The following is a 23,698-nucleotide window of genomic DNA, read 5'->3' as shown; positions in this document are numbered from 1 at the left end:
GGAGGCGGCGCGGCGGTTGAAGACGACCCGGACCGCGGTCGCCCGCCTCGAAGGCGGTTGCTTGAGCCCATCGGCCCGGACAGTGGAAAACCACGCCGCGGCGCCGGGGCACAGGGCTGGTCATCGATCTGGTGCCGGTGAAGGGACGCGGGGCGGAAAAGAACCGGGGAGGTCACTCCGCCGCCAGCACCCGAACACGCCGCTCGATCTTCGGCCAGCCCTCGGCGCGCGCCCGACGCAGCTCGTAGCCGGCCTGCAGGTTCATCCACAGTTCCGGCGTGGTGCCGAAATACTTTGCGAGGCGCAGGGCGATCGGCGCCGTGATGGCGGAGCGGCCATGCACGATGTCGTTCACCCGGGCCGGCCCGAGATCGATGTCACGGGCGAGGCGATTCTGACTGATCCCGTTCGGCTTCATGTATTCCTCCAGGAGGATCTCGCCGGGTGGGATGGGGGGAAGCGGCTTCTTGGTCATGAGGCACCTCGACCCTCGATGATAGTCCACGATTTCGACCTCGTCGGCGCCGCCGTCGCGCCGGATGAAGCAGATCCGCCACTGCTCGTTGATCCGGATCGAGTGCTGGCCGGCGCGGTCGCCTTTCAGTGCTTCCAGCCGATTTCCGGGCGGGATCCGCAACTCGGCCAGCGAGCCGACGGCATCCAGCAGAAGCAGTTTCCGACGCGCCTGCCGCTCGATGGCGCGGAACCGCGGGACATCCTGGTCGGCGAAAAGCGGCGCCGTCGCTGCATCCCTGAACGAGCGGATCATGACCCGGCATGCTGTTCCACTTCATGGAATAGCAACAGTGGTGTGTCCTCTCCGTCACCGCCGCTTCGGCTTGAACCCGCCGCGCTGACCCGGGCGGCCCATCGTCGAGCGGGGCCCGGCGGGCTTGTCGCCCGACCGGTCGCCCTCGGGCCTCTCGCGCCCGAACGGGATCGCCTCGACGCCCGGCCCCATCTCGTCGAGCGTCGGCTTTCGCGGGCGTTTCGCGTCGCGGCCACCGTCATTCCGGCCCTTGGCGTCCGGGCGATGCACGCCGCGCTCGTGCCAGAGGGCGATGCCCATCTCGTCGAGATCCGGCTTGTGCGGGCGGGCGCGGGCCGGTCCGGCGGCGGCCCGGGCCTTGGCGAGGTCCACCACCTTCGCCGTGGGATCGTCCGTCACGGCGAGCTCGGTGGCGCGCAGGCGCTTGACCTCGTCGCGCAGGCGGGCGGCCTCCTCGAAGTTCAGGTCGGCCGCGGCCTCGCGCATGCGGACCTCGAGGTCGGCGATGACGGCCTCGAAATTGTGCCCGATGGTCGCCGCGTCCTCGAAGCCGCCGGCGGCCGACAGGCCGTCGCCGCGGCCGGTCGCGACCAGCACGTGATCGCGCTCGTACGGGCTGTCGAGAATGTCGGCGATGCCCTTCTTGACGCTCTCGGGCGTGATGCCGTGCTCGGTGTTGTAGGCCTGCTGCTTCTCGCGCCGCCGATTTGTTTCAGCCATCGCCCGCTCCATCGAGCCGGTGACGTGGTCGGCATAGAGCAGCACCTTGCCGTCGACGTTTCGCGCGGCGCGGCCGATGGTCTGGATCAGCGACGTCTCGCTGCGCAGGAACCCTTCCTTGTCGGCGTCCAGGATCGCCACCAGGGCACATTCCGGAATATCGAGGCCTTCGCGCAGCAGGTTGATGCCCACGAGCACATCGAAAGCGCCGAGGCGAAGATCGCGAATGATCTCGATGCGCTCGATGGTGTCGATGTCGGAGTGCATGTAGCGCACCCGCAGGCCCTGCTCGTGCAGATACTCGGTCAGGTCCTCGGCCATGCGCTTGGTCAGCACCGTGACGAGCGACCGGTAGCCTTGCGCCGCGACCTGGCGCACCTCGCCGACCAGATCGTCGACCTGGGTGCGGGCGGGCCGCACCTCGACGGGCGGGTCGATCAGGCCGGTCGGGCGGATCACCTGCTCGGCGAACACGCCGCCGGATTCCTCCATCTCCCAGCCGCCCGGCGTGGCGGACACCGCGACCGTCTGCGGCCGCATGGCGTCCCATTCCTCGAAGCGCAGCGGCCGGTTGTCCATGCAGGAGGGCAGGCGGAATCCGTACTCGGCGAGCGTCGCCTTGCGCCGGAAGTCGCCCCGGTACATGCCGCCGATCTGCGGAATGGTGACGTGACTCTCGTCGACGAAGACGAGGGCGTTGTCCGGGACGTATTCGAACAGGGTCGGCGGCGGCTCGCCGGGCTTTCGGCCGGTGAGATAGCGCGAATAGTTCTCGATGCCGGCGCAGCTGCCGGTCGCCTCCATCATCTCCAGGTCGAACAGCGTGCGCTGCTCCAGCCGCTGCGCCTCCAGCAGGCGCCCGGCGTCGGTGAGCTGGGCGAGCCGCCAGCGCAGCTCCTTCTTGATGCCGTCGATCGCCTGCAGCAGCGTCGGGCGCGGCGTCACGTAATGCGAGTTGGCGTAGATCTTCACGAAGGACAGCTCGTCGGTCTTGTGGCCGGTGAGCGGGTCGAACTCCTCGATGCTCTCCACCTCGTCGCCGAACAGGTTGATGCGCCAGGCGCGATCCTCGTAGTGGGCCGGGAACACGTCGACGGTGTCGCCGCGCACCCGGAAGGTGCCGCGGGAAAAGTCCGGCGTGCGCTTGTAGTGCAGGGCGACGAGATCGCCGATCAGCCGGCGCTGGTCGATGCGGTCGCCGCGCTTCAGCGTGAACGTCATGGCCGAGTAGGTCTCGACCGAGCCGATGCCGTAGATGCAGGACACCGAGGCGACGATCACGACGTCGTCGCGCTCCAGGAGCGCGCGCGTCGCCGAGTGGCGCATCCGGTCGATCTGGTCGTTGATCGACGATTCCTTCTCGATATAGGTGTCGGTGCGCGGGACGTAGGCCTCGGGCTGATAGTAGTCGTAGTAGCTGACGAAGTACTCGACCGCGTTGTCCGGAAAGAAGCTCTTGAACTCGCCGTAGAGCTGAGCCGCCAGCGTCTTGTTGGGCGCCAGGATGATGGCCGGGCGCTGCGTCGCCTCGATCACCTTGGCCATCGTGAAGGTCTTGCCGGAGCCGGTGACGCCGAGCAGCACCTGGGTGCGGTCGTGGCGGCCGATGCCCTCGACCAGCTCGGCGATGGCGGTCGGCTGGTCGCCCTTGGGCTCGAAGTCGGACTTGACCACCAGGCGGACGCCGCCCTCGCTCTTCTCCGGCCGCGGCGGCCGGTGCGGCGTCCACGCCTGCTCGGCGAGTTCCGGTCGCCCCTCGCGCAGCAGTCGCTCCAGCGACTCCGCCGTGGCCGTGGTGCCGAGCTCGGACAGCGCGGGGCGCGCGGGCCGGCGGCGGGTGGGCTTGTCTGCCGCGGCACCGGCGTCCGGCTCGGCCTGCTCCCTCCTCCCTCGTGGGGGAGGGCCGGGGAGGGGGGGAGTCCCGGGGGCCGTGCCGGCGATCTCCGCATCATCCCCGGTCAGCCCGAGCGCGCGGGCGAGCTCCGGGGAGGCCTCGCGCAGCTCTTCGGCGTCGAGATAGGCCGCCTGCGGCGCCTCGCCGAAGCCGAGGCGGCCGGGCTCCTCGGTCTGCTGCAGCGGCGTCGGACGGCGCCCGCCGGCCGATTGCCGGGCCAGATGCGCGGCGGAGAAATCGGCGCGGCGGTCGCGCGAATTGTCGGAGGGCGGCTGCAGCCCGGACTTTTGCGCCGGCGCGTCGACCCGGGCGCCCGGGGCGCGCTTGCGCTCGGGGCCGGCCCCCCGCCCGGCCGGCCGGTCGAGGCCGGTCTGCGAGCCGATCCCCGCCTCGCCGCGGGCGATGCCGGGATTGAGCAGCGATTCCAGCGCCGGGGCGATCGGCGGCAGCGTCTCGCGCGAGGCCTTCGCCCGGGTCGGGCGGGCCGGATCCTTGCTCGGCCTGGGAGAACGGCCGGCGGGCTTCGAGGGGGGCTTGCCGGCAGGCGGCTTGGGGGGCTCGGACATGGCCGCAATATGGGCCGGCGAGCGTGGCGGGGAAAGGGCGGCGACCGGACCACCGGTGGACCTGTCGGGCGGCGTGCGCGATCCTATATACCTCCGGCCGGCAGGGGCCGGCGACAACCCGGGAGTTCTCGATGGTCACGCCTCCGGACGCCTATCTCGACCTGCTGCAGGACAAGAAGGCCTTCGCCAGCATCGCCACCGTGATGGCCGACGGTTCGCCTCAGGTCACGTCGGTGTGGTTCGACTACACGGACGGGATGGTGCGGGTGAACACCGCCAAGGGCCGCGTCAAGGCCAGGACGCTGACGCCCGGCAAGCCGGTGGCGCTCGCCATCGTCGATCCCGACAATCCCTACCGCTACCTGCAGATCCGCGGGACGGTGCGCAGCGTCACCGAGGACGGCGCCGACGCCCACATCGATTCGCTGGCCAAGAAGTACCTCGGCGTCGACACCTACCCGTACCGCCAGCCGGGCGAGCAGCGCCTGTCGATCGCGATCGAGCCGACCTCGGCCTCGGGCATGAACTGAGGCGCCGCGCCGGTCGCGCGGGGGAACCGAGGCGGGCCCGGGCCGGCGTTGCGGCGGTGCGGGCTTTCCGCCATCCTGACCGGACACCGCGCCGCCCGCACGGCGTCGCCCGGAGGAGCCCGGCAGCATGGCCGTGTCGAAACGCGTCGGCCTTCTGGTCACCTGCCTGGTCGACCTCGTCCGCCCCTCGGTCGGCTTCGCGGCCGCGCGCCTGCTGGAGGACGCCGGCTGCGCCGTCGCGGTGCCGTCGCAGACCTGCTGCGGCCAGCCGGCGTTCAACGCCGGCGACCGCCGGACGGCGCGGCGGATCGCCGAGCAGGTGATCGCCGTCTTCGAGCCGTTCGACTACGTGGTGGTGCCGTCCGGCTCCTGCGCCGGCCAGGTCCGGCTGCACTATCCGGAGATCTTCCAGGGCGACCCGGCCTGGCAGCCGCGCGCCGACGCGGTCGCCGACAAGACCTTCGAGCTGACCCAGTTCCTGGTCGACGTCTGCGGCGTGACCGGGGTCGCGTCACGCTTCTCCGGCCGTGCGACCTATCATGATTCCTGCTCCAGCCTCCGCGAGCTCGGCGTCAGGCTCCAGCCGCGGAAGCTGCTGGCCAGCGTCGAGGGGCTCGACCTGATCGAGCTCGCCGACACCGACGTCTGCTGCGGCTTCGGCGGCACCTTCTGCGTCAAGTATCCCGAGATCTCGGACCGCATGGTCGGCAAGAAGGCGACCGCCGTGACGGCCACCGGCGCCGACCTGCTGCTCGCCGGCGATCTCGGCTGTCTGCTCAACATCGCCGGCAAGCTCTCGCGCGACGGCAGCGGCGTCACGGTGCGGCACGTCGCCGAGGTGCTGGCCGGCGCCGTCGACGCGCCGGCGATCGGCACCGCGCCGCCCGCCGTGCCGACGCCGACGGAGGCGAAGCCGTGACGCGCGCCGCCACCTCGGACACGTTCGCCGACAATGCGCGGCACGCGCTCGCCGATCCGGCCCTGCAGGGGGCGCTCGCCTTCGTCGAGACCAACTTCCCGGCGCGCCGCCGCGCCGTCGTCGACGCGCTGCCGGAGTTCGAGGCGCTGCGCGACTCCGCCCGCGACATCAAGGCTCACACGCTGGCGCATCTCGACCTCTATCTGGAGGCCTGGGAGGCGCGCGTCACGGAGCAGGGCGGACAGGTGCACTACGCGCCGACCGCCGCCGACGCCAACCGCATCGTGCTCGACATCTGTCGCGCCGCCGGGGCCCGCACCGTCAGCAAGGGCAAGTCGATGGTGGGCGAGGAGATCGGGATCAACGAGCATCTCGAGCAGCACGGCATCGTGCCGGTCGAGACCGATCTCGGCGAGTACATCATTCAGATTCGCGGCGAGATGCCGTCGCACATCATCATGCCGGCCGTGCATCTGAACCGGCATCAGGTCGCCGCCGATTTCCGCCGCGTCCACGCGGACCTGCCGAAGGATCGCGACCTCGACAGCGCGGCCGCGCTGCTGAACGAGGCCCGCGCGACGCTGCGCAGGACGTTCCTGTCCGCCGATGTCGGCATCACGGGAGCGAACTTCCTGGTCGCCGAGACCGGCTCCTCGGTGATCGTCACCAACGAGGGCAACGGCGACCTCACCTGCACGCTGCCGCGCGTCCACATCGTGCTCGCCTCGATCGAGAAGCTGGTGCCGACGCTCGAGGACATGGCGCAGCTGGTGCGCGTGCTGGCGCGCTCGGCGACCGCGCAGGAGATGTCGGTCTACACCACGATCACCACCGGCCCGCGCCGCGCCGCCGATCCCGACGGCCCGCACGAGTATCACGTGGTGATCGTCGACAACGGCCGCTCGGCCATGCTGGCGGGCGAGTTCCGCGACATGCTCCGCTGCATCCGCTGCGGCGCCTGCCTGAACCACTGCCCGGTCTATCACGCGGTCGGCGGCCACGCCTACGGCTTCGTCTATCCGGGCCCGATGGGCGCGGTGCTGACGCCGAGCCTGATCGGCGTCGACCGCGCCGGGGCGCTGCCCGAGGCCTCGACCTTCTGCGGCCGCTGCGAGGAGGTGTGCCCGGTGCGAATCCCGCTGCCGCGGCTGATGCGCTTCTGGCGCGACCGCGCCTTCGCGCAGCACCTGCCCTCGCCGGTGTCGCGCGCCGCGCTCGCCGCCTGGGGATTTCTCGCCGCACGGCCGTGGCTCTATCGCGGCGTCACCGGCCTCGGCACGCGGCTGCTGGCGCGGCTCGGCCGGGTGCGGGGACGCTTCGCCTGGCTGCCCTTGGCCGGCGGCTTCACGGCGACGCGCGACCTCGCCGCCCCGCAGGGCGCGACCTTCCAGCAGCAGTGGCGGCAGCGCGCCGCCTCGGGTCCCGAGCGGCCGCGGCCGAGGACCGTGCCGTCCGGCAATCCGCACGGCCGCGGCAGCGAGCCGCTGGTCGCCGAGCCGCGCGCCGCCCCCGCGCCGGCGGCGGACCGGCCCTCCGGCCGGCCGCGACCCGTCGCCGTCGGCGAGCCCGAACGCCCGCGCGGGCCGGAGGCGCGGCCGTGAGCGCGCGCGATCAGGTGCTCGGGGCGATCCGCCGGGCGCTCGCCGTCACCGGTGAGGAGCCGTCGCGCCGCAAGATCGTCGCCGACCGGCTCGCCGACCATCCGTGCGGCGTGATCCCGGCGCGCGGCCAGCTTCTCCCGGCGGCGCGGCTGGCGCTGTTCCAGAAGCGCGTCGAGCTCGTCGCCGGCACGGTGGCGCGGGTCGCCACCGCGGAGGACGTGCCGGCGGCCGTCGCCGCCTATTTGCGGGCCGACGGCCTGCCGCCGGCGGTGCGGCGCGGGGCCGACCCGCGGCTCGGGGCGATGCCGTGGGAGCGGGAGCCGTCGCTCGCCGTCGCGGTCGGCGCCTCGGCGGGCGACGACCTGGTCGGCGTCTCGCACGCGGTCGCCGCCGTCGCCGAGACCGGCACCCTGGTGCTGCTGTCCGGCCCCGACAACCCGACGACGCTGAACTTCCTGCCCGACCATCATCTCGTCGTGGTCGACGCCGCGACCGTGGCGGGCGATCTCGAGACCGTGCTGTCGCGCCTGCGCGACACATGGGGGCAGGGCGGCGGTCCCGGAGGCCTGCCACGCAACGTGCACCTGATCACCGGGCCGTCGCGCACCGCCGACATCGAGCAGACCCTGATCCTCGGCGCCCACGGCCCGCGCCGCCTGCACGTGATCCTGGTCGGCGAACCGTGATCCGTCGCGGTCGCCGGCTGGTGGCCGCTTCCTGCGGCGCACGGGCCGACACCGCACCATGAAACCATGACAGGGCTCCGGCGTTGACCCGCCGAGACTGCGCCTGCGGGTGGTGCCTGCGGGCAGTCTCGTCACGCCCGAACCCGAGGAGTCCCCGATGGCGCACCCCGACGACAAGAAGACTGCCGACAAGCACGTCACCGATCCGGAGCGCCGCGAGAAGCTGCCGACCGGGACGTCGAAGGAGGCGATGGACAGGAAGCTCGACGAGGCGCTGGAGGAGAGCTTCCCGGGCTCCGACCCGGTGTCGATCTCCCAGCCCTCGCCGAGCCCGGCCGACAAGGACGCGGACTGACGGAGCTTCGGGGCCCGGGCGCGCCGCAGACGCGAACCGGGACCCGGGGCCGCGGCGTCCGGCGCCCGCCTGCACCGACCCCGGCCGCATTGCACCGCCGGCACGGTACGACGCGGGCTGGGCACGATGGCCCAGGCGCCGCTTCGGGCGGCCCGCGCGCCGCGTCCGTGGGCCTTCGCCCGTTCACGATAAGACAATTTTCTTAAAGCGCGGGCGCTCCCGAAGCCCTAAGATGCCCCCGACCCGGCCGCGCGTTCTCCGCGCGGCCGTCCGACTCTACGACCGAGGGGGCTCATGACTCGGAAATATTTCGGCACCGACGGCATCCGCGGGCGCGCCAACGGCGTCATCACGGCGGATCTGGCGTTGCGGGTGGGGCAGGCCACCGGGCTGGTGTTCCGGCGCGGCGAGCATCGCCATCGCGTCGTCATCGGCAAGGATACCCGGCTGTCCGGCTACATGATCGAGACCGCCATGGTGGCGGGCTTCACCTCGGTCGGCTTCGACGTGCTGCTGCTCGGCCCGATGCCGACCCCGGCCGTCGCCATGCTGACCCGCTCGATGCGGGCCGATCTCGGCGTGATGATCTCGGCCTCGCACAACCCGTTCGACGACAACGGCATCAAGCTGTTCGGCCCGGACGGCTTCAAGCTGTCGGACGACGACGAGCTCGAGATCGAGCGGATGATCGACGCCGACCTGACGAAGAAGTTCGCCAAGTCGGCGGCGCTCGGCCGCGCCAAGCGCATCGAGGGCGTGCACGACCGCTACATCGAGTTCGCCAAGCGCACGCTGCCGCGCGCCATGTCGCTCGACGGGCTGCGCGTCGTCGTCGACTGCGCCAACGGCGCCGCCTACCGGGTGGTGCCGGAGGCGCTGTGGGAGCTCGGCGCCGAGGTGATCTCGATCGGGGTCGAGCCCGACGGCCTCAACATCAACCGCGAATGCGGCTCGACGTCGCCTCAGGCATTGCGCGCAAAGGTGCGCGAGCTGCGCGCCGACATCGGCATCGCGCTCGACGGCGACGCCGACCGCGTCGTGATGATCGACGAGCAGGGCCATCTGATCGACGGCGACCAGCTGCTCGCCGTCATCGCCGAGAGCTGGCTGGAGGACGGGCGGCTGTCGAAGCCCGGCATCGTCGCCACCGTGATGAGCAATCTCGGGCTCGAGCGGCATCTCGCGGCGAAGGGCCTGTCGCTGGTGCGCACCGCGGTCGGCGACCGCTACGTGCTCGAGCAGATGCGCGAGCAGGGCTACAATGTCGGCGGCGAGCCCTCCGGCCACATCATCCTGTCCGACTACGCGACCACGGGCGACGGCTTCGTCGCCGCGCTGCAGGTGCTGGCGGTGCTCAAGAAGCTCGATCAGCCGATGTCGAAGGTGTGCCGCCGCTTCGAGCCGCTGCCGCAGGTGACCAAGAACGTCCGCTACGCCAAGGGGACGGCCGGACGGCCGACCGAGCACGCCAAGGTGCTGGGTGCGATCGCCGCCGCCGAGAGCCGCCTCAACGGCCACGGCCGGCTGATCGTGCGGCCCTCCGGCACCGAGCCGGTGATCCGCGTCACCGGCGAGGGCGACGACCCGGACCTGGTCGAGGCGGTGGTCGACGACATCGTCGGCGCCATCTCCGAGGTCTCGGCGGGCTGACGCCTCCGGCCGGGCGCCGCGAGGCCGCGGCGCCGGCCGAAGCACCGTCCCTCCGACGGATCGCGCGGGCCCGATCCCGAAATGTTCGTCGTATCAGAGCCCCGGACGAGGCGCGCTACGTCGCGTCCGGGACACGGACGTGGCCGCGGGTGCGTCCGCTCCGGCCGGGATGCTCGCCTCCTGCCTGGCGCGGGCGACACCATCCCCCCGCGCGGCGCCCGCCGTTGACGTCTCGTTAACCCTGTGTCGGCGACCGGGCGCTCCGCGGCTGGGTTTTCGCGGCGTGCCGGCCCGGCGTTAATCCTCCGTAAATCCTTTCTGTCGCGACCGGTCGGATTAACATTCCGTCAACCAATAAGATCAAGCGGATGTTAGGGTTAAGTTTTAGGGTTAAGTTGCCTTTAACCCTTGGTTGCCATGATCGCCCTGCCAGTGAGTAAACAGTTGGGTCGCGTCCCTCGCGCCCTGCCACACGGAAGGACGAAGTCATGGCAAGCGTGAAAATGTTCGCAGTCGCGGGGTCGGCCGTGCTCCTCTCCCTGACCGCAGCCGGTGCCGCCGATCTCCCCCTCGCCCCGCCCCCGATGCCCGTCGTCCAGGACTTCTCGGGCTGGTACCTGCGCGGCGACATCGGGTTCAGCAACCAGAAGGTCAAGGAGATCTACAACGTGCTCGAGTCGGCGCCGGGGACCTCGGTGACGACCCCGCACGCCTCCTTCGACGCGGCGCCGTTCTTCGGCATCGGCATCGGCTATCAGTACAACAACTGGCTGCGCTTCGACGTGACCGGCGAGTACCGGGCGGGCGCCACTTTCCACGGCCTGCAGGTCGTCTCGTTCAACGGCGCCGTGACCGGCACCGACGAGTACTCGGCGACCAAGTCCGAGTGGCTGGCGATGGCCAACATGTACGTCGATCTCGGCACCTGGTGGTGCGTGACGCCGTTCGTCGGCGCCGGCATCGGCGCGTCCTACAACCGGATCAGCAACTTCGTCGACGTGAACACCCCGAACCAGGGCGTCGCCTACGCGGCCGACACCGGCAAGTGGAACTTCGCCTGGGCCCTGCACGCCGGTCTCGCCTACAAGGTGACCCCCGGCTTCACGGTCGAGCTCGCCTACCGCTACCTCGATCTCGGCGACGCCGTCTCGGGCGACCTCGTCACCTACACGGGCGTCAACGCCCTGGTGAATCCCGAGCAGTTCAACAACATCACGTCGCACGACATCAAGCTCGGCGTGCGCTGGATGCTGAACGCGCCGGAGCCGGTCTACGCGCCGCCGCTGATGCGCAAGGGCTGATCCCCCCGGGGCGAGCCTCTCGAACCCTCTTCCGCCGGGCCGGCTTCAGGTCTCGCGTATCGGCACCGGCGAAGACAAGCGGCGCGGAGCGTTTCTCCGCGCCGTTTTCATTTCCGCCGATGGTTTTTGTCAACTTTCGCGCCTGCGCTTTTAACGGTTTCGTGTGCTTTCGCCGCGATCGGGTAACCCGACATTAAGGTTAATGCCCGATGATCGGTTGTGGTCGCGGGCGTTGCGCCCGTCAGGATCAGAGGATCAGTCCCATGCGTATCGCCGGCCTGTGCGGCCTTTTCCTCGTCGGTCTCGCCAGTCTCGGCCCGGCCCACGCCGCCGACATGCCGTTCCTGCGCGGCTCCCAGGGCCTGATGCCGAGCGAGCCGGTCTATTTCCGCTGGCAGGGCGTCTATGTCGGTGGACAGGCGAGCTACTCGTCGGGCAAGTCCGACTTCTCGCAGGGCACCGGCGACCTGGTCTCCTACATGCTCCGCAACACCATCGAGGAGGCGGAGATGGGGGTGTCGAGCTGGACGACGCTGCCGTCGAACAACGGCATGACCGGCACCGGCTGGGGCGGCTTCATCGGCTACAACGCGCAGTGGGACGATGCCGTGCTCGGCCTCGAGTTCAACTACACGCGGGTGGGCCTGAAGGCCACGGCGGCCGATTCGATGGGGCGCTACAACCTGCTGTCCGACAGCGTCTATCATCTCGTCGACCTGACCAGCACGGCCGGCGTCGATCTCACCGACATCGCCACCCTGCGGCTGCGCGGCGGCTGGGCCGCCTCGTGGTTCATGCCCTACGCCTTCATCGGCGTCGCGGCCGGCCGCGCCGACGTCACGCGATCGGCGACGGTCGCCGGCTACACGTCGACGGTCAGTCCCACCGATTCCGGCTTCACCGGCTGGACCCCGGCCTACGCCGAGACCCGCTCCGACAACCGCTCCGGCGCCTGGGGCTTCGGCTACTCGGCGGGCGCCGGCATCGACGTGGCCCTGATGGCCAACGTGTTCCTGCGCGCCGAGTACGAGTATGTCTATTTCGGCGATTTCCAAGGCATGAAGGTGACGGTCAACACGGTGCGGGGCGGCCTCGGCTTCAAGTTCTGAGACTGCGGCCGGTCGTGATCACGTCGCCGCGAGGGTGGGGCCGGACGGCCTTGCCCGGGCGACGCGGCGGCACCATCACACCAATAATTCGCGAAAAGAGGGCGACCGAGGGTTGACTCCCGCGGTCGTCTCTCATATTGCCGGCGGCGGGACACCCCTCCCCACCGAGGGGCGCCTATCTGAAAGGGTAGACACCATGACAGACGCTCCCGCCGCGCGTCCGCGCGTGCCCAATTTCTCGTCCGGCCCCTGCGCCAAGCGCCCCGGCTGGTCCCTCCAAAATCTGGCAGACGCACCGCTCGGCCGCTCGCACCGTGCCAAGATCGGCAAGGCGAAGCTCGAGCGCGCCATCGAGCTGACCCGCACCGTGCTGAAGGTGCCGGCCGACTATCGCATCGGCATCGTGCCGGCCTCCGACACCGGCGCCGTCGAGATGGCGCTGTGGTCACTGCTCGGCGCCCGTCCCGTCACCATGCTGGCCTGGGAATCGTTCGGCGAGGGCTGGGTCACCGACGTGGTGAAGCAGCTCAAGCTGCAGAACGTCACCACGATGACGGCCGGCTACGGCGAGATTCCGGACCTCTCCAAGGTCGACTGGTCGACCGACGTCGTCTTCACCTGGAACGGCACCACCTCGGGCGTGCGCGTCCCGAACGGCGACTGGATCGCCGCCGACCGCGAGGGCCTCGCGATCTGCGACGCCACCTCGGCCGCGTTTGCGCAGCCGCTCGACTGGCCGAAGCTCGATGTCGTCACCTTCTCGTGGCAGAAGGTGCTGGGCGGCGAGGCGGCGCACGGCATGCTGATCCTGTCGCCGCGCGCGGTCGAGCGCCTGGTGACCCACAAGCCGGCCTGGCCGCTGCCGAAGATCTTCCGCATGACCTCGGGCGGCAAGCTCAACGAGGGCATCTTCAAGGGCGAGACCATCAACACGCCGTCGATGCTGTGCGTCGAGGACTATCTCGACGCCCTCGACTGGGCCGTGTCGATCGGCGGCCTCGACGCCCTGATGGCGCGGGCGAACGCCAATGCCGGCGCCATCGCCGACTGGGTGGCGAAGACCCCGTGGGTCGACTTCCTCGCCACCGATCCGGCGATCCGCTCCAACACCTCGGTGTGCCTGAAGGTGGTGGACCCGGAGATCACGGCGCTTCCGGCCGATGCGCAGGCGGCCTTCGCGAAGTCGCTCGCCTCGGCGGTCGAGAAGGAGGGCGTCGGCTACGACCTCGGCGCCTATCGCGACGCCCCTCCGGGCCTGCGAATCTGGTGCGGCGCCACCGTGGAGCGCGACGACGTCGTCGCCCTGACCGCCTGGCTCGACTGGGCCTTCGCGAAGACCAAGGCGGCGCTCGCCAAGGCGGCGTGAGCCTTTTTCACAGCGTCGAGCCGCCACCCTGAGGTGGCCGCCGGAGGCGGCCCTCGACGGGCGACGGGCCCGGCCTCGGACTCCGAGGCGCTTCGTCAAACCGACATTGCAGTCCGTCGCCGACGGACAGAGGCCGTCCATCCTTCGAGGCTCGCTTCGCTCGCACCTCAGGACGACGGATCACACAGGAACACCACCATGGCTCCCCGCGTTCTCATTTCCGACGCGCTGTCTCCCGCCGCCGTGCAGATCTTCAAGGATCGCGGCATCGAGGTCGACTTCCAGCCGGCTCTCGGCAAGGACAAGGAGAAGCTCGCCGCCATCATCGGCGACTACGACGGCCTCGCCATCCGCTCGGCCACCAAGGTGACGCCGAAGATCATCGAGCAGGCGAAGAACCTGAAGGTGATCGGCCGCGCCGGCATCGGCGTCGACAATGTCGACATCCCGGCCGCGACCGCCAAGGGCATCATCGTGATGAACACGCCCTTCGGCAACTCGATCACCACGGCCGAGCACGCCATCACCATGATGCTGGCGCTGGCGCGCGAGATTCCCCAGGCCGACGCCTCGACCCAGGCCGGCAAGTGGGAGAAGAACCGCTTCATGGGCGTCGAGATCACCGGCAAGACGCTCGGCGTGATCGGCTGCGGCAACATCGGCTCGATCGTCGCCGACCGGGCCCACGGCCTCAAGATGAAGGTGATCGCCTTCGATCCGTTCCTGTCGCCGGAGCGGGCGGTCGCGCTCGGCGTCGAGAAGGTCGAGCTGCCCGAGCTGTTCCGCCGCGCCGACTTCATCACGCTGCACACGCCGCTCACCGAGAAGACGAAGAACATCATCTCGGCCGAGGCGATCGCGTCGATGAAGAAGGGCGTCCGGATCGTCAACTGCGCGCGCGGCGGGCTGGTCGACGAGGCGGCGCTGCGGGCGGCGCTCGATTCGGGCCAGGTGGCGGGCGCCGCCTTCGACGTGTTCACGGAGGAGCCGGCGACCGCGAACGTGCTGTTCGGCCATCCGCACGTGATCTGCACGCCGCATCTCGGCGCCTCCACCACCGAGGCGCAGGAGAACGTCGCCCTGCAGGTCGCCGAGCAGATGTCGGACTACCTCCTTCAGGGCGCCATCTCCAATGCGGTGAACTTTCCCTCCATCACGGCCGAGGAGGCGCCGCGCCTCAAGCCGATGGTCGAGCTCGCCGAGAAGCTCGGGTCCTTCGCCGGCCAGCTCACCGAGACGGGTCTCACCAAGGTGCAGCTCGTCTACGAGGGCGAGGTCGCCAAGATGAACACCAAGGCGCTGACCTCGGCGGCGATCGCCGGGCTCCTGCGCCCGATGCTGCAGGACGTGAACTTCGTCTCGGCGCCCGTGATGGCCAAGGAGCGCGGCATCGTGGTCGAGGAGGTGACCCGCGAGCACGAAGGCGACTTCGAGAGCCTGATCACCGTGACGGTCGAGACCGAGCGGCGCACCCGCTCGGTCAGCGGCACCGTGTTCGCCGACGGCCGGCCACGCATCGTCAACATCAAGGGCATCCGGGTCGACGCCGAGTTCGGCAAGTCGATGCTCTATGTCACCAATGACGACGCGCCGGGCTTCATCGGCCGCTTCGCCTCGCTGCTCGGCGAGGCCGGCATCAACATCGCGACCTTCGCGCTCGGCCGCGACGCGCCGGGCGGCAACGCCATCGCGCTGGTCGAGGTCGACGGCGAGGTGCCGGACGCGTTGCTGGAGAAGGTCGGCAAGATCCAGAACGTCCAGCAGGCCCGCGCCCTGCGGTTCTGATCAGTCCCGGGAGCTTCACGGACGACGGCGGGCCCGCTCTGCGGGCCCGCTTTTTTTGTGTCGCCACGGATCGCGCGGCCGGTGGTCGGGACGGCCCGCGGGCCCGCTTGTCTCGATGATCGGAACACGTGGCGTCGGCCCCCTGCGAAAGTCGTGCGGCGCCGCTGCCTCTCCATGACAAAACGCAAAGCCGAGCCCGCCGGGATCTGGTCGGATCGCAACCATTGCTTGTCGACGTGCTCACTGCCGAACTGCCGGCGGAACAGCCGGTCGCAGGGCCGCCGCGCGGTCCTGTCCACTGCCGAAACGACATCTTCGGGGCGGACCCCCGGCGACGTGATCAGGTCGCGCCGCTGCGCCACTCCGAGAGCCAGACGACTGCCGGCCGCGACTCCGTCGCGGTCGCAGGCGGCGTTCGAGCACGATCGACGGCGCCAGAGGGGAAACGTCATGAGTGAGACCTCCATGAGTGAGACCGCCGTGAGTAACACCTCCATGAGTGAGAACCGCCATGAGTGAGGCCGTTTACGCGCGCATCCGCGCCAATCCCAAGTTCGTGCAGCTCGTGCACCGGCGTGGCCGCCTCGCCTGGACTCTGGCGGCGATCGTCTTCGTCCTGTTCTACGCCCTGGTGCTGACCATCGCGTTCGCGCCGGGCGTGATCGGCAGCCGGGTCGCGGAAGGATCGACCCTGTCGGTCGGCATCGCCGCCGGCCTCTTCCAGTTCGTGCTGTTCTGGCTGCTCACCGCGCTCTATGTGCGCAAGGCCAACACCGACTACGATGCTCTCACCAACGAGGTGGTGGAGGATGCCGTCGCCGCCGAGGCGGCGGCGACCAGGGAGGCCGTGGCCGCCGAGGCGGCCGTCGCGGCCCTGCGCGAACGCGCCCGCGAAGCCTCGGGAGGAGCACGCCGATGACCCGCACGATCCGCTCTCTCGCCGCGGCTGCCGTCGCGGCGCCGGCGGCCGTCCTCGCCGGTCCGGCGCTCGCCGCCGGTCCCGCGCTCGGCGACGCCGCCCGGCAGGCGACCAACTGGCACGCCATCGCGATGTTCATCGCCTTCGTGGCGCTGACGCTCGGCATCACCTACTGGGCCGCCAAGCGCACCCGCTCGGCAGCGCATTTCTACACGGCGGGCGGCGGCATCACGGGCCTGCAGAACGGGCTCGCCATCGCCGGCGACTACATGTCGGCCGCGACCCTGCTGGGCCTGACCGCCATGGTCTACACGACCGGCTACGACGGCTACATCTACATGATCGCCTTCTTCGTCGGCTGGCCCATCATCCTGTTCCTGATGGCCGAGCGTCTGCGCAATCTCGGTCGCTACACCTTCGCCGACATCACCTCTTACCGGCTCGACCAGGGCCGGGTGCGCACCATGGCGGCGGTGTCGTCGCTCACCGTCGTGTGCTTCTACCTGGTCGCCCAGATGGTCGGCGCCGGGCAGCTGATCAAGCTCCTGTTCGGGCTCGACTACGTCGTCGCGCTGTTCATCGTCGGCGGCCTGATGATGATCTACGTCACCTTCGGCGGCATGATCGCCACCACCTGGGTGCAGATCATCAAGGCCTGCATGCTGCTCGCCGGCGGCACCTTCGCGATGCTGCTGGCGCTGAGCCAGTTCGGCTTCAGCTACTCGACCCTGGTGACCGAGGCGACCGCCGTCCACAAGCTCGGCTTCAAGCTGTTCCAGCCCGGGGCGCTGCTCGCCGATCCGGTCAACGCCGTGTCGCTCGGCATCGGCCTGATGTTCGGCACCGCCGGCCTGCCGCACATCCTGATGCGGTTCTTCACCGTGTCGGACGCCAAGGCGGCGCGGAAGTCGGTGCTCTACGCCTCCGCCTTCGTCGGCTACTTCTTCAACGTCATCTTCCTGATGGGGCTCGCCGCCATCGTCATCGTCGGCACCAACCCCGCCTTCTTCGAGGGCGGCCAGATCGGCGGCAAGATCATCGGCGGCGGCAACATGGTGGTGATGCATCTCGCCAGTGCGGTCGGCGGCGATCTGCTGCTCGGCTTCCTCGCCGCCGTCGCATTCGCCACCATCCTGGCGGTGGTGTCGGGGCTGGCGCTCGCCGGGGCGTCGGCGATCAGCCACGACCTCTACTCGCGCGTGATCATGAAGGGCAAGGCCACCGAGACGGCGGAGCTGCGCATCTCGAAATTCGCCACCATCGGCCTCGGCATCGTCGCCATCACGCTCGGCATCCTGTTCGAGCGCATGAACGTCGCCTTCATGGTCGGCCTCGCCTTCGGCATCGCCGCCTCGGCCAATTTCCCGGTGCTGATCCTGTCGATGTACTGGCGCGGGCTCACCACGCGCGGCGCGGTCGCCGGCGGTTATGCCGGCCTCGTCTGCGCCGTCGTCCTGGTGGTGCTGTCAAAGCTGGTCTGGGTGCAGGTGCTCGGCTTCGCCACGCCGATCGTGCCCTACGACCAGCCGGCACTGTTCTCGATGCCGCTCGCCTTCCTGGTCACCGTGGTGGTCTCCCTGCTCGACCGCAGCCGGATAGCGACGGCCGAGAAGAAGGCCTTCGAGGACCAGTACGTCCGGGCCCAGACCGGGTTCGGCGCGGCCGGCGCCGCCGCGCACTGACGTCGGTCGTCCGGGCGCCGAAGCGCGCGCACGGAGAGTCCCGATCGCCGCGGCGGCTGCCGGCCGCCGCGGCGACGGTGTTTTCAGGCGTCGATTCGGCGCATGGCGGCCTCCCCGGAAAACGGTTGCCCGGCGCCGTTGCGCATCGCACACTCGGCCCATCGCACAGTCGGATCGAGTCGCGACGGCGGACGGGCCGGGGCCCGACGTTCCGCGATCCGGCGCATCTGCGCATGCGCATCCGTGCGCGCGGCCAGCAATGGAGCATGGTCATGTCGCAAGCCGTCCTGTCGGCGGTCAGCAAGGGCGTGTTCTCGTTCGCCCTGATGGTGGTTCTGGCGGGCCTCTGCGCGCTGATCATCCGCGGCATCGTGCATCTGCTCGCCCGCACGCAGCCGAAGGCGCCGCTCGTCGCGCCGGAGCTGACCGTGCCGGTGAAGCCGGTGCGCGACGATTCCGCCGTCATCGCCGCCGTCATCGCCGCGGCCGCGCAGGCGACCACGACGCCGCATCGCATCGTCTATCTGGCGGAGCAGAAGCGCAGCGCCAACTGGATCACCGAGGTCCGGTCGCGGCATCACGGCGGGCACAGCCCGTACGGCCGCTGATCGCGGCCGCGATCATCTCCCACCAGAAGAGCGCATCGGCATGCCCGACTTCCAGTTTCTCGACCTGTTCCAGGGCGTCGCCACGCTCGTGCAGTCGGAGCCGACCATCCTGATCGGGCGGATCGCCCTGATGGGCCTCGGGGTGCTGCTGATCTATCTCGGCCAGCGCGGCGTGCTCGAGGCGCTGCTGATGATCCCGATGGGCCTCGGCATGGCGACCGCCAATGCCGGCGTGCTGTTCCTGCCCAGCGGCAAGACCGGCACGCTGTTCCTCGATCCGCTCGCCTCCGGGACCGAGGAGGTGATGACCCAGCTGCAGATCGACTGGCTGCAGCCGATCTACACCTTCGCCTTCTCCAACGGCCTCATCGCCTGCCTGGTCTTTCTCGGCATCGGCACGCTGCTCGACGTCGGCTACGTGATGCAGCGGCCGTTCCGGTCGATGTTCCTGGCCGTGTGCGGCGAGCTCGGCACGCTGGTCGCCTTTCCGCTCGGCGTGCTGATGGGGCTGATCGACAAGCAGGCGGCCGCCACCGCGACCATCGGCGGCGCCGACGGCCCGATGGTGCTGTTCACGTCGCTGATCCTGGCGCCCGAGCTGTTCGTGCCGATCACGGTGGTCGGCTATCTCTATCTCGGCCTCACCTACGGCGGCTATCCCTATCTCATCAAGCTGATGGTGCCGAAGCGGCTGCGCGCCATCCCGATGCCGCCCGACACCACCCGGTCGATCTCGGCGAGCGAGAAGATGGTGTTCGCCGTGGTCGCCTGCCTGCTGCTGTCGCTGCTGTTCCCCGTGGCGGCGCCGCTGTTCCTCTCGCTGTTCCTCGGCGTCATCGTGCGGGAGAGCGGGCTCAGCTACTTCTACGACCTGTTCTCCAACCAGATCCTCTACGGCGCCACCTTCTTCCTCGGCCTGGTGCTCGGGGTGCTGTGCGAGGCGAGCACCATCCTGAATCCCAAGGTGCTGATCCTGCTGGTGCTCGGCATCGTCGCCCTCACCGTGTCGGCGATCGGCGGCATCCTGGGCGGCTACGTGCTCTACTGGCTGTCGGGCGGCAAGTACAATCCGGTGATCGGCATCGCCGCCGTCTCCTGCGTGCCGACCACCGCCAAGGTGGCCCAGAAGGTGGTCACCGAGGCGAACCGCAACGCCATCATCCTGCCGCACGCGCTCGGCGCCAGCATCTCGGGCGTCATCACCAGCGCGATCTTCGCCGCCGTGCTGGTGAGCGTGCTGAAGGCCGGCTGAGCGGCGGCGGCCGGTTTGCCTCGCCGGCCCGCGCGCGATACAGAGAGGCCGGGCGGCGGATCGCGCCCGGTTTCGGGCTCGCGGCCGGCCGTCCGGCCCGCGCGGGCCGCATGGAATTGCCGCATGAAACTTCTCCAGCACAGCATCGCGCTCGCCACCGCCGCGCCGATCGAGATCGTCGACGTCACCGAACGGGTCCGCGACTGGCTCGCGACCGCCGGCGTGACCGACGGCCTGCTCACGCTCGTCACGCTGCACACCACGGCGCGCCTGAACGTCAACGAGCGCGAGGAGCGGCTGCAGCGCGACATGGTGACGTTCCTGAAGCGGCTGGTGCCGCGCGACGGCGACTATCTGCACAATCTCGACACGGTCGACGGCCGCGACAACGCCCATTCGCATCTGCTCGGCCTTTTCATGAACTCCTCCGAGACCATCCCGGTCGCCGACGGCGCGCTGGTGCTCGGCGAATGGCAGTCGATCTTCTTCGTCGAGCTCGACGGCCCGCGCGAGCGCCGCACCATCGAGCTGCAGTTTTTGGGGGCATGAGTGAACGCTGACGACATCGCCGGCTTCTTCGCGCGGCGGCAGGATCTCGATCCCGAATCCTACATCGAGCTCGACTTCGCCTTCGAATGCGCCGGCGATCCGCGCGAGGCGGCGGCGCATCTGTGCAGCGAGCAGTCGACGGCGCAGTGGCGCCGGGTCGGCGTCGACGAGGATTTTCGCCCCCGCTTCGCCGCCAGGGTCTTGGAGATCGACGCGGCGCCGCGGAAGGAGTTCAGCATCCCGGTGGACGGCGCCGCGGCCGGGACCGTGCACGCGGTGCGGGTCACGCTCGCCCATCCGCACGGAAACTTCGGCCCGCGCCTCCCGAATCTGCTCTCCGCCGTGTGCGGCGAGGGCGTGTTCTTCGTGCCGGGGATCCCGCTGATCCGGCTCCTCGACATCCGCTTCCCGGCGTCGTTCCTGGCCGCCTTCCAGGGCCCGCGCTTCGGTATCGCGGGGCTGCGCGAGCGGCTGAACGCGTTCGGCCGGCCGATCTTCTTCGGCGTCATCAAGCCCAATATCGGCCTGCCGCCGGAGCCCTTCGCGGAGATCGGCTACCAGGCGATGGCCGGCGGCCTCGACATCGCCAAGGACGACGAGATGTTGGCCGACGCGCCGTGGTGCCCGCTCGCGGCGCGCGCCGCGCTGCTCGGCGCGGCGGCGCGGCGGGCCGCCGAAGAAACCGGCGAGCCCAAGATCTATCTCGCCAACATCACCGACGAGGTCGACCGGCTGATCCCGCTGCACGATCTCGCGGTGGCCAACGGCGCCGGCGCGTTGCTGGTCAACGCCATGCCGGTCGGCCTCTCGGCGGTGCGGATGCTGCGCGGGCACGCGACCGTGCCGCTGATCGCGCATTTCCCCTTCGTCGCGTCCTTCGCCCGGCTGCCGTGGTACGGGGTCCATTCGCGCGTGCTGACGCGGCTGCAGCGCCTCGCCGGCTTCGACGCCGTGATCATGCCGGGCTTCGGCCCGCGCATGATGACGCCCGAGGCCGAGGTTCTCGACTGCATCCGCGCCTGCCTGGAGCCGATGGGGAGCATTCTCCCGAGCCTGCCGGTGCCGGGCGGCAGCGATTCGGCCGCGACCCTCGAGCGGGTGTACGGCAAGGTCGGCGGAGTCGATTTCGGCTTCGTGCCGGGCCGCGGCGTGTTCGGCCACCCCGGGGGGCCGGCGGCGGGGGCGAAGAGCCTGCGCCAGGCCTGGGACGCCATCGCGGCCGGCGTGCCGGTGGCGCGTCGTGCCGCCGCCCATCCGGAGCTCGCCGCCGCGCTCGCGGCCTTCGGCGGCCGGGGATGAGGCGCCGCCTCGCGGTCGCGGTCGCGGCGCCCGCCGCCGCGCCGCGCCGGCCCGGCTCCGGACGACTGCGACGCTCCGGCCACAGGCTGTGGTGCGTAGAGCACGGTCGCGCAATTTCAGGAACGGTGAAGCGGGTGTTCAGGTAATTTGATTGTCGCATGGCGACAGTTTTGTGTCATGATCTGTCCATCCCGGGCGCAATCAACGATCCGGGAACCGGGGGCGTCGGTGCCGCGTGGCGTCTGGCCACGCCGAACGAACGAGACCTGGGGAAGAACGGGAAGGAGGGGACCCATGCGACACGACGAGATCCGCGTCCAGCGCACCGCCGATACCACCTGCCGCACCTGCGGCCGCCCGGTCTGGGCGCCGCGCTTCTTCGACACCCGCGGCCATCACTACTGCGCCCCCGAATGCTGGGAGAATGTCGGCACCGCGGCGGCGGCGGCGGCGGCGGCGCCCGCCTTCGCCGCGATGGAGATGCGCTGAGCGGCGGCCGACCGGCGGCGCCGCGCGCCGGGGCGGATCGCGGTCCGCGGTCCGCCGGCCCGTTACCCCATCTACGGGGCGATGCAGGCTCCGCACCATGGCGCACGCCCCGTCTCTCCCGCGGCGCGTTGTTCGCGCCCGGGTGTTGCCCATGACCTGTCCCCCGGCGAACCGAGGGGCGCGGAGCGCCGAGAGGCGCGTCCGTGGTCGTTGCGCCTTCGGTGGAAGGCGCGGCGCGCATCGAAGCCTCGATGCGCACGCCTCCCGGCGCTCCGCGTGTGGCGTCTTGTCGGTCTCGGGCTCGTAATCACGAGCGGCCGCAACCACGACGGCGGCGGTCCGGCGTCGCGCTCTGCGGTCGCCCCGGGTCCGTGGGGTCTGTGACGACCCTGATGCCCGGCGGCGCACTCCCGAGCCGCCCGGGAGCCCGGCTGACGAGGCCGAGGCCCGCGGGGCGCCACGTGCGCCGGCGGATTGTTGCTCCGTGGCTCCGGCGCCCGGCTTTTCCGGCGGGTCCGATCCCGCCCTTGGTGCGGCGCTCTGCGGCTCCGGTGCCCCGAACCCGCCGCGACCGCACGTCGCCGGCCTGCCCCGTCGCCCGACGTCACCGGTCGACGCCCCTCGACGGGCAGGACAGGAGAGGGTGTAGCGCGGGATAGGAATATAGTCAAGAGAGGTCCGGGCTCGCGCCGTGTCGGCGGGGGCCTCAGGTCGTCGTCGACGGCCGCAGGTCGGGGGCGAGGCGGATGTGCGGCGTGCGGGCCAGCTCGTCGACGACGCGATCCACGAACAGGCCGACCCGGCGGCTCGCGGCGAGGCCGGGGGCGCGGATCAGGTAGAGCAGCTTCGGGGCGAGCCGGCGCTCGGGCAGGATGATCTCGACCTCACCCCGCGCCAGGAGGTCGGCCACCAGAAAGCGCGGCGCCTTGGCGAATCCGAGGTGGTTCTGCACGGCGTGCAGCAGCAGGTGGGGCATCTGGGCCGCGAAGGCGAGGGTGACCGGGGCCGTGTCTCCGTCGGCGAACACGATCGTGGTCTCGTCCGGATCGTCCCTGTACTGGACGTAATCGAGGCGACGCAGGTCGTCGAGCGTTCCGGGCCGGCCGACCCGGTCGAGATAGAGGCGCGACGCGACGAGGCACAGCTCGACCTCGGCCAGCTTGCGCACCGTGCCGCTGCCGGCCCCGCCGGTGGCGGCCTGGATCGCCAGATCGAGCCCGGCCTCGGCCAGATCGACCGGCTCGTCGCCGGCGTGCAGATCGATCTTCAGCTTCGGATGGCTGCGGCGCAGATCGGCCAGCACCGGAACCAGCACGCTCTGCGCCATCAGCAGCGCGCAGGAGAGGCCCAGGCGGCCTTCGGGCACGGCCTGCAGGGCGGCCAGCGCATCCTGCATCTGCGACAGGCGGGCCAGCACCTCGGCGCCGTGGCTCGCGGCGAGGCGGCCCGCCTCGGTCGGGCGAATGCCGTCGCGGCCCCGCACGAGCAGGACCAGCCCCAGCGACTGCTCCCATGCGGCGATCTGCTGGCTGACCGCGGGCTGGCTGATGCCGAGACGGCGGGCGGCGCCGGACAGGGAGCCGGTGTCGCAGGCGGCGACCAGCGACCGGATGGCGGCGATGGTGTCCATAAGCCCTGCCTGTGCCGGC

20 protein-coding genes and 1 pseudogene are annotated in these 23,698 nt (G+C 70.5%); 17 read left to right on the top strand and 4 right to left on the bottom strand.

Annotated elements, in window-relative coordinates:
- Positions 1–172: 172 nt before the first annotated feature.
- The 3 genes and pseudogenes from J2S22_RS04810 to uvrB form a co-directional block, all read right to left on the bottom strand.
- Positions 173–475 carry a HigA family addiction module antitoxin gene (locus tag J2S22_RS04810; RefSeq protein WP_272777245.1) on the bottom strand — a complete coding sequence of 101 codons (303 nt, stop codon included), beginning with the start codon at positions 473–475 and terminating at the stop codon, positions 173–175.
- Between the two features lie 18 nt (positions 476–493).
- Positions 494–769: pseudogene (locus J2S22_RS04805) on the bottom strand (type II toxin-antitoxin system RelE/ParE family toxin); the annotation flags it as partial.
- Positions 770–823: 54 nt separating this feature from the next.
- Positions 824–3,949 carry an excinuclease ABC subunit UvrB gene (gene uvrB, locus J2S22_RS04800; protein ID WP_272777158.1) on the bottom strand — a complete coding sequence of 1,042 codons (3,126 nt, stop codon included), beginning with the start codon at positions 3,947–3,949 and terminating at the stop codon, positions 824–826.
- Between the two features lie 131 nt (positions 3,950–4,080).
- Here uvrB and J2S22_RS04795 point away from each other — a divergent pair, with 131 nt between their 5' ends.
- The 17 genes from J2S22_RS04795 (at position 4,081) to J2S22_RS04715 (ending at position 22,049) form a co-directional block, all read left to right on the top strand.
- Positions 4,081–4,479, top strand: coding sequence for a PPOX class F420-dependent oxidoreductase (locus J2S22_RS04795; protein ID WP_272777157.1), 399 nt, complete (start codon positions 4,081–4,083; stop codon positions 4,477–4,479).
- Between the two features lie 127 nt (positions 4,480–4,606).
- On the top strand, positions 4,607–5,398 hold the full coding sequence (locus J2S22_RS04790; RefSeq protein ID WP_272777156.1) for a (Fe-S)-binding protein: 792 nt from the start codon (positions 4,607–4,609) through the stop codon (positions 5,396–5,398).
- Entirely contained in the window at positions 5,395–6,999 is a 1,605-nt protein-coding gene (locus J2S22_RS04785; RefSeq protein ID WP_272777155.1) for a lactate utilization protein B, read from the top strand. Before J2S22_RS04790 ends, J2S22_RS04785 begins: the two co-directional genes overlap by 4 nt.
- Entirely contained in the window at positions 6,996–7,685 is a 690-nt protein-coding gene (locus tag J2S22_RS04780) for a LutC/YkgG family protein (protein ID WP_272777154.1), read from the top strand. The genes J2S22_RS04785 and J2S22_RS04780 overlap by 4 nt, the downstream gene beginning before the upstream one ends.
- 157 nt (positions 7,686–7,842) lie before the next feature.
- Positions 7,843–8,040 (top strand): hypothetical protein, encoded by a 198-nt coding sequence (locus J2S22_RS04775; protein ID WP_272777250.1) that lies wholly within the window; start codon positions 7,843–7,845, stop codon positions 8,038–8,040.
- A 294-nt stretch (positions 8,041–8,334) separates the two neighbouring features.
- On the top strand, positions 8,335–9,690 hold the full coding sequence (glmM, locus tag J2S22_RS04770) for a phosphoglucosamine mutase (protein WP_272780720.1): 1,356 nt from the start codon (positions 8,335–8,337) through the stop codon (positions 9,688–9,690).
- A 488-nt stretch (positions 9,691–10,178) separates the two neighbouring features.
- Positions 10,179–10,991, top strand: coding sequence for an outer membrane protein (locus J2S22_RS04765; protein ID WP_272780721.1), 813 nt, complete (start codon positions 10,179–10,181; stop codon positions 10,989–10,991).
- Between the two features lie 263 nt (positions 10,992–11,254).
- The gene (locus J2S22_RS04760; protein WP_272780722.1) at positions 11,255–12,100 is read left to right on the top strand and encodes an outer membrane protein; all 846 of its coding nucleotides are present in this window, start codon (positions 11,255–11,257) and stop codon (positions 12,098–12,100) included.
- A 196-nt stretch (positions 12,101–12,296) separates the two neighbouring features.
- Entirely contained in the window at positions 12,297–13,466 is a 1,170-nt protein-coding gene (locus J2S22_RS04755) for a phosphoserine transaminase (RefSeq protein WP_272780723.1), read from the top strand.
- Between the two features lie 198 nt (positions 13,467–13,664).
- Positions 13,665–15,251, top strand: a complete 1,587-nt coding sequence (gene serA, locus J2S22_RS04750; protein WP_272780724.1) for a phosphoglycerate dehydrogenase — start codon at positions 13,665–13,667, stop codon at positions 15,249–15,251.
- 511 nt (positions 15,252–15,762) lie between these two features.
- The gene (locus J2S22_RS04745; RefSeq protein WP_272840520.1) at positions 15,763–16,170 is read left to right on the top strand and encodes a DUF485 domain-containing protein; all 408 of its coding nucleotides are present in this window, start codon (positions 15,763–15,765) and stop codon (positions 16,168–16,170) included.
- Entirely contained in the window at positions 16,167–17,852 is a 1,686-nt protein-coding gene (locus J2S22_RS04740; protein WP_272780726.1) for a cation acetate symporter, read from the top strand. Before J2S22_RS04745 ends, J2S22_RS04740 begins: the two co-directional genes overlap by 4 nt.
- Before the next feature lie 272 nt (positions 17,853–18,124).
- Entirely contained in the window at positions 18,125–18,460 is a 336-nt protein-coding gene (locus tag J2S22_RS04735) for a hypothetical protein (RefSeq protein ID WP_272780727.1), read from the top strand.
- 40 nt (positions 18,461–18,500) lie between these two features.
- A complete protein-coding gene (locus tag J2S22_RS04730) occupies positions 18,501–19,712 on the top strand; it encodes a sodium ion-translocating decarboxylase subunit beta (protein ID WP_272780728.1) in 1,212 nt (403 codons plus the stop codon).
- A gap of 123 nt (positions 19,713–19,835) precedes the next feature.
- Complete coding sequence (locus tag J2S22_RS04725; RefSeq protein ID WP_272780729.1) at positions 19,836–20,261, top strand: secondary thiamine-phosphate synthase enzyme YjbQ; 426 nt, start codon at positions 19,836–19,838, stop codon at positions 20,259–20,261.
- The gene (locus tag J2S22_RS04720) at positions 20,262–21,560 is read left to right on the top strand and encodes a RuBisCO large subunit C-terminal-like domain-containing protein (protein WP_272780730.1); all 1,299 of its coding nucleotides are present in this window, start codon (positions 20,262–20,264) and stop codon (positions 21,558–21,560) included.
- A 294-nt stretch (positions 21,561–21,854) separates the two neighbouring features.
- A complete protein-coding gene (locus tag J2S22_RS04715; RefSeq protein WP_272780731.1) occupies positions 21,855–22,049 on the top strand; it encodes a hypothetical protein in 195 nt (64 codons plus the stop codon).
- A 706-nt stretch (positions 22,050–22,755) separates the two neighbouring features.
- Here J2S22_RS04715 and J2S22_RS04710 read toward each other — a convergent pair.
- Positions 22,756–23,679, bottom strand: a complete 924-nt coding sequence (locus J2S22_RS04710; protein ID WP_272780441.1) for a LysR family transcriptional regulator — start codon at positions 23,677–23,679, stop codon at positions 22,756–22,758.
- Positions 23,680–23,698: the final 19 nt, after the last annotated feature.

This window comes from Rhodoplanes tepidamans, assembly GCF_030813915.1.
In the GTDB taxonomy this organism is placed as follows: Bacteria; Pseudomonadota; Alphaproteobacteria; order Rhizobiales; family Xanthobacteraceae; genus Rhodoplanes; species Rhodoplanes tepidamans.
The sequence above is the reverse complement of the archived record's forward strand: the minus strand, read 5'-3'. Positions and strand labels throughout refer to the sequence as shown.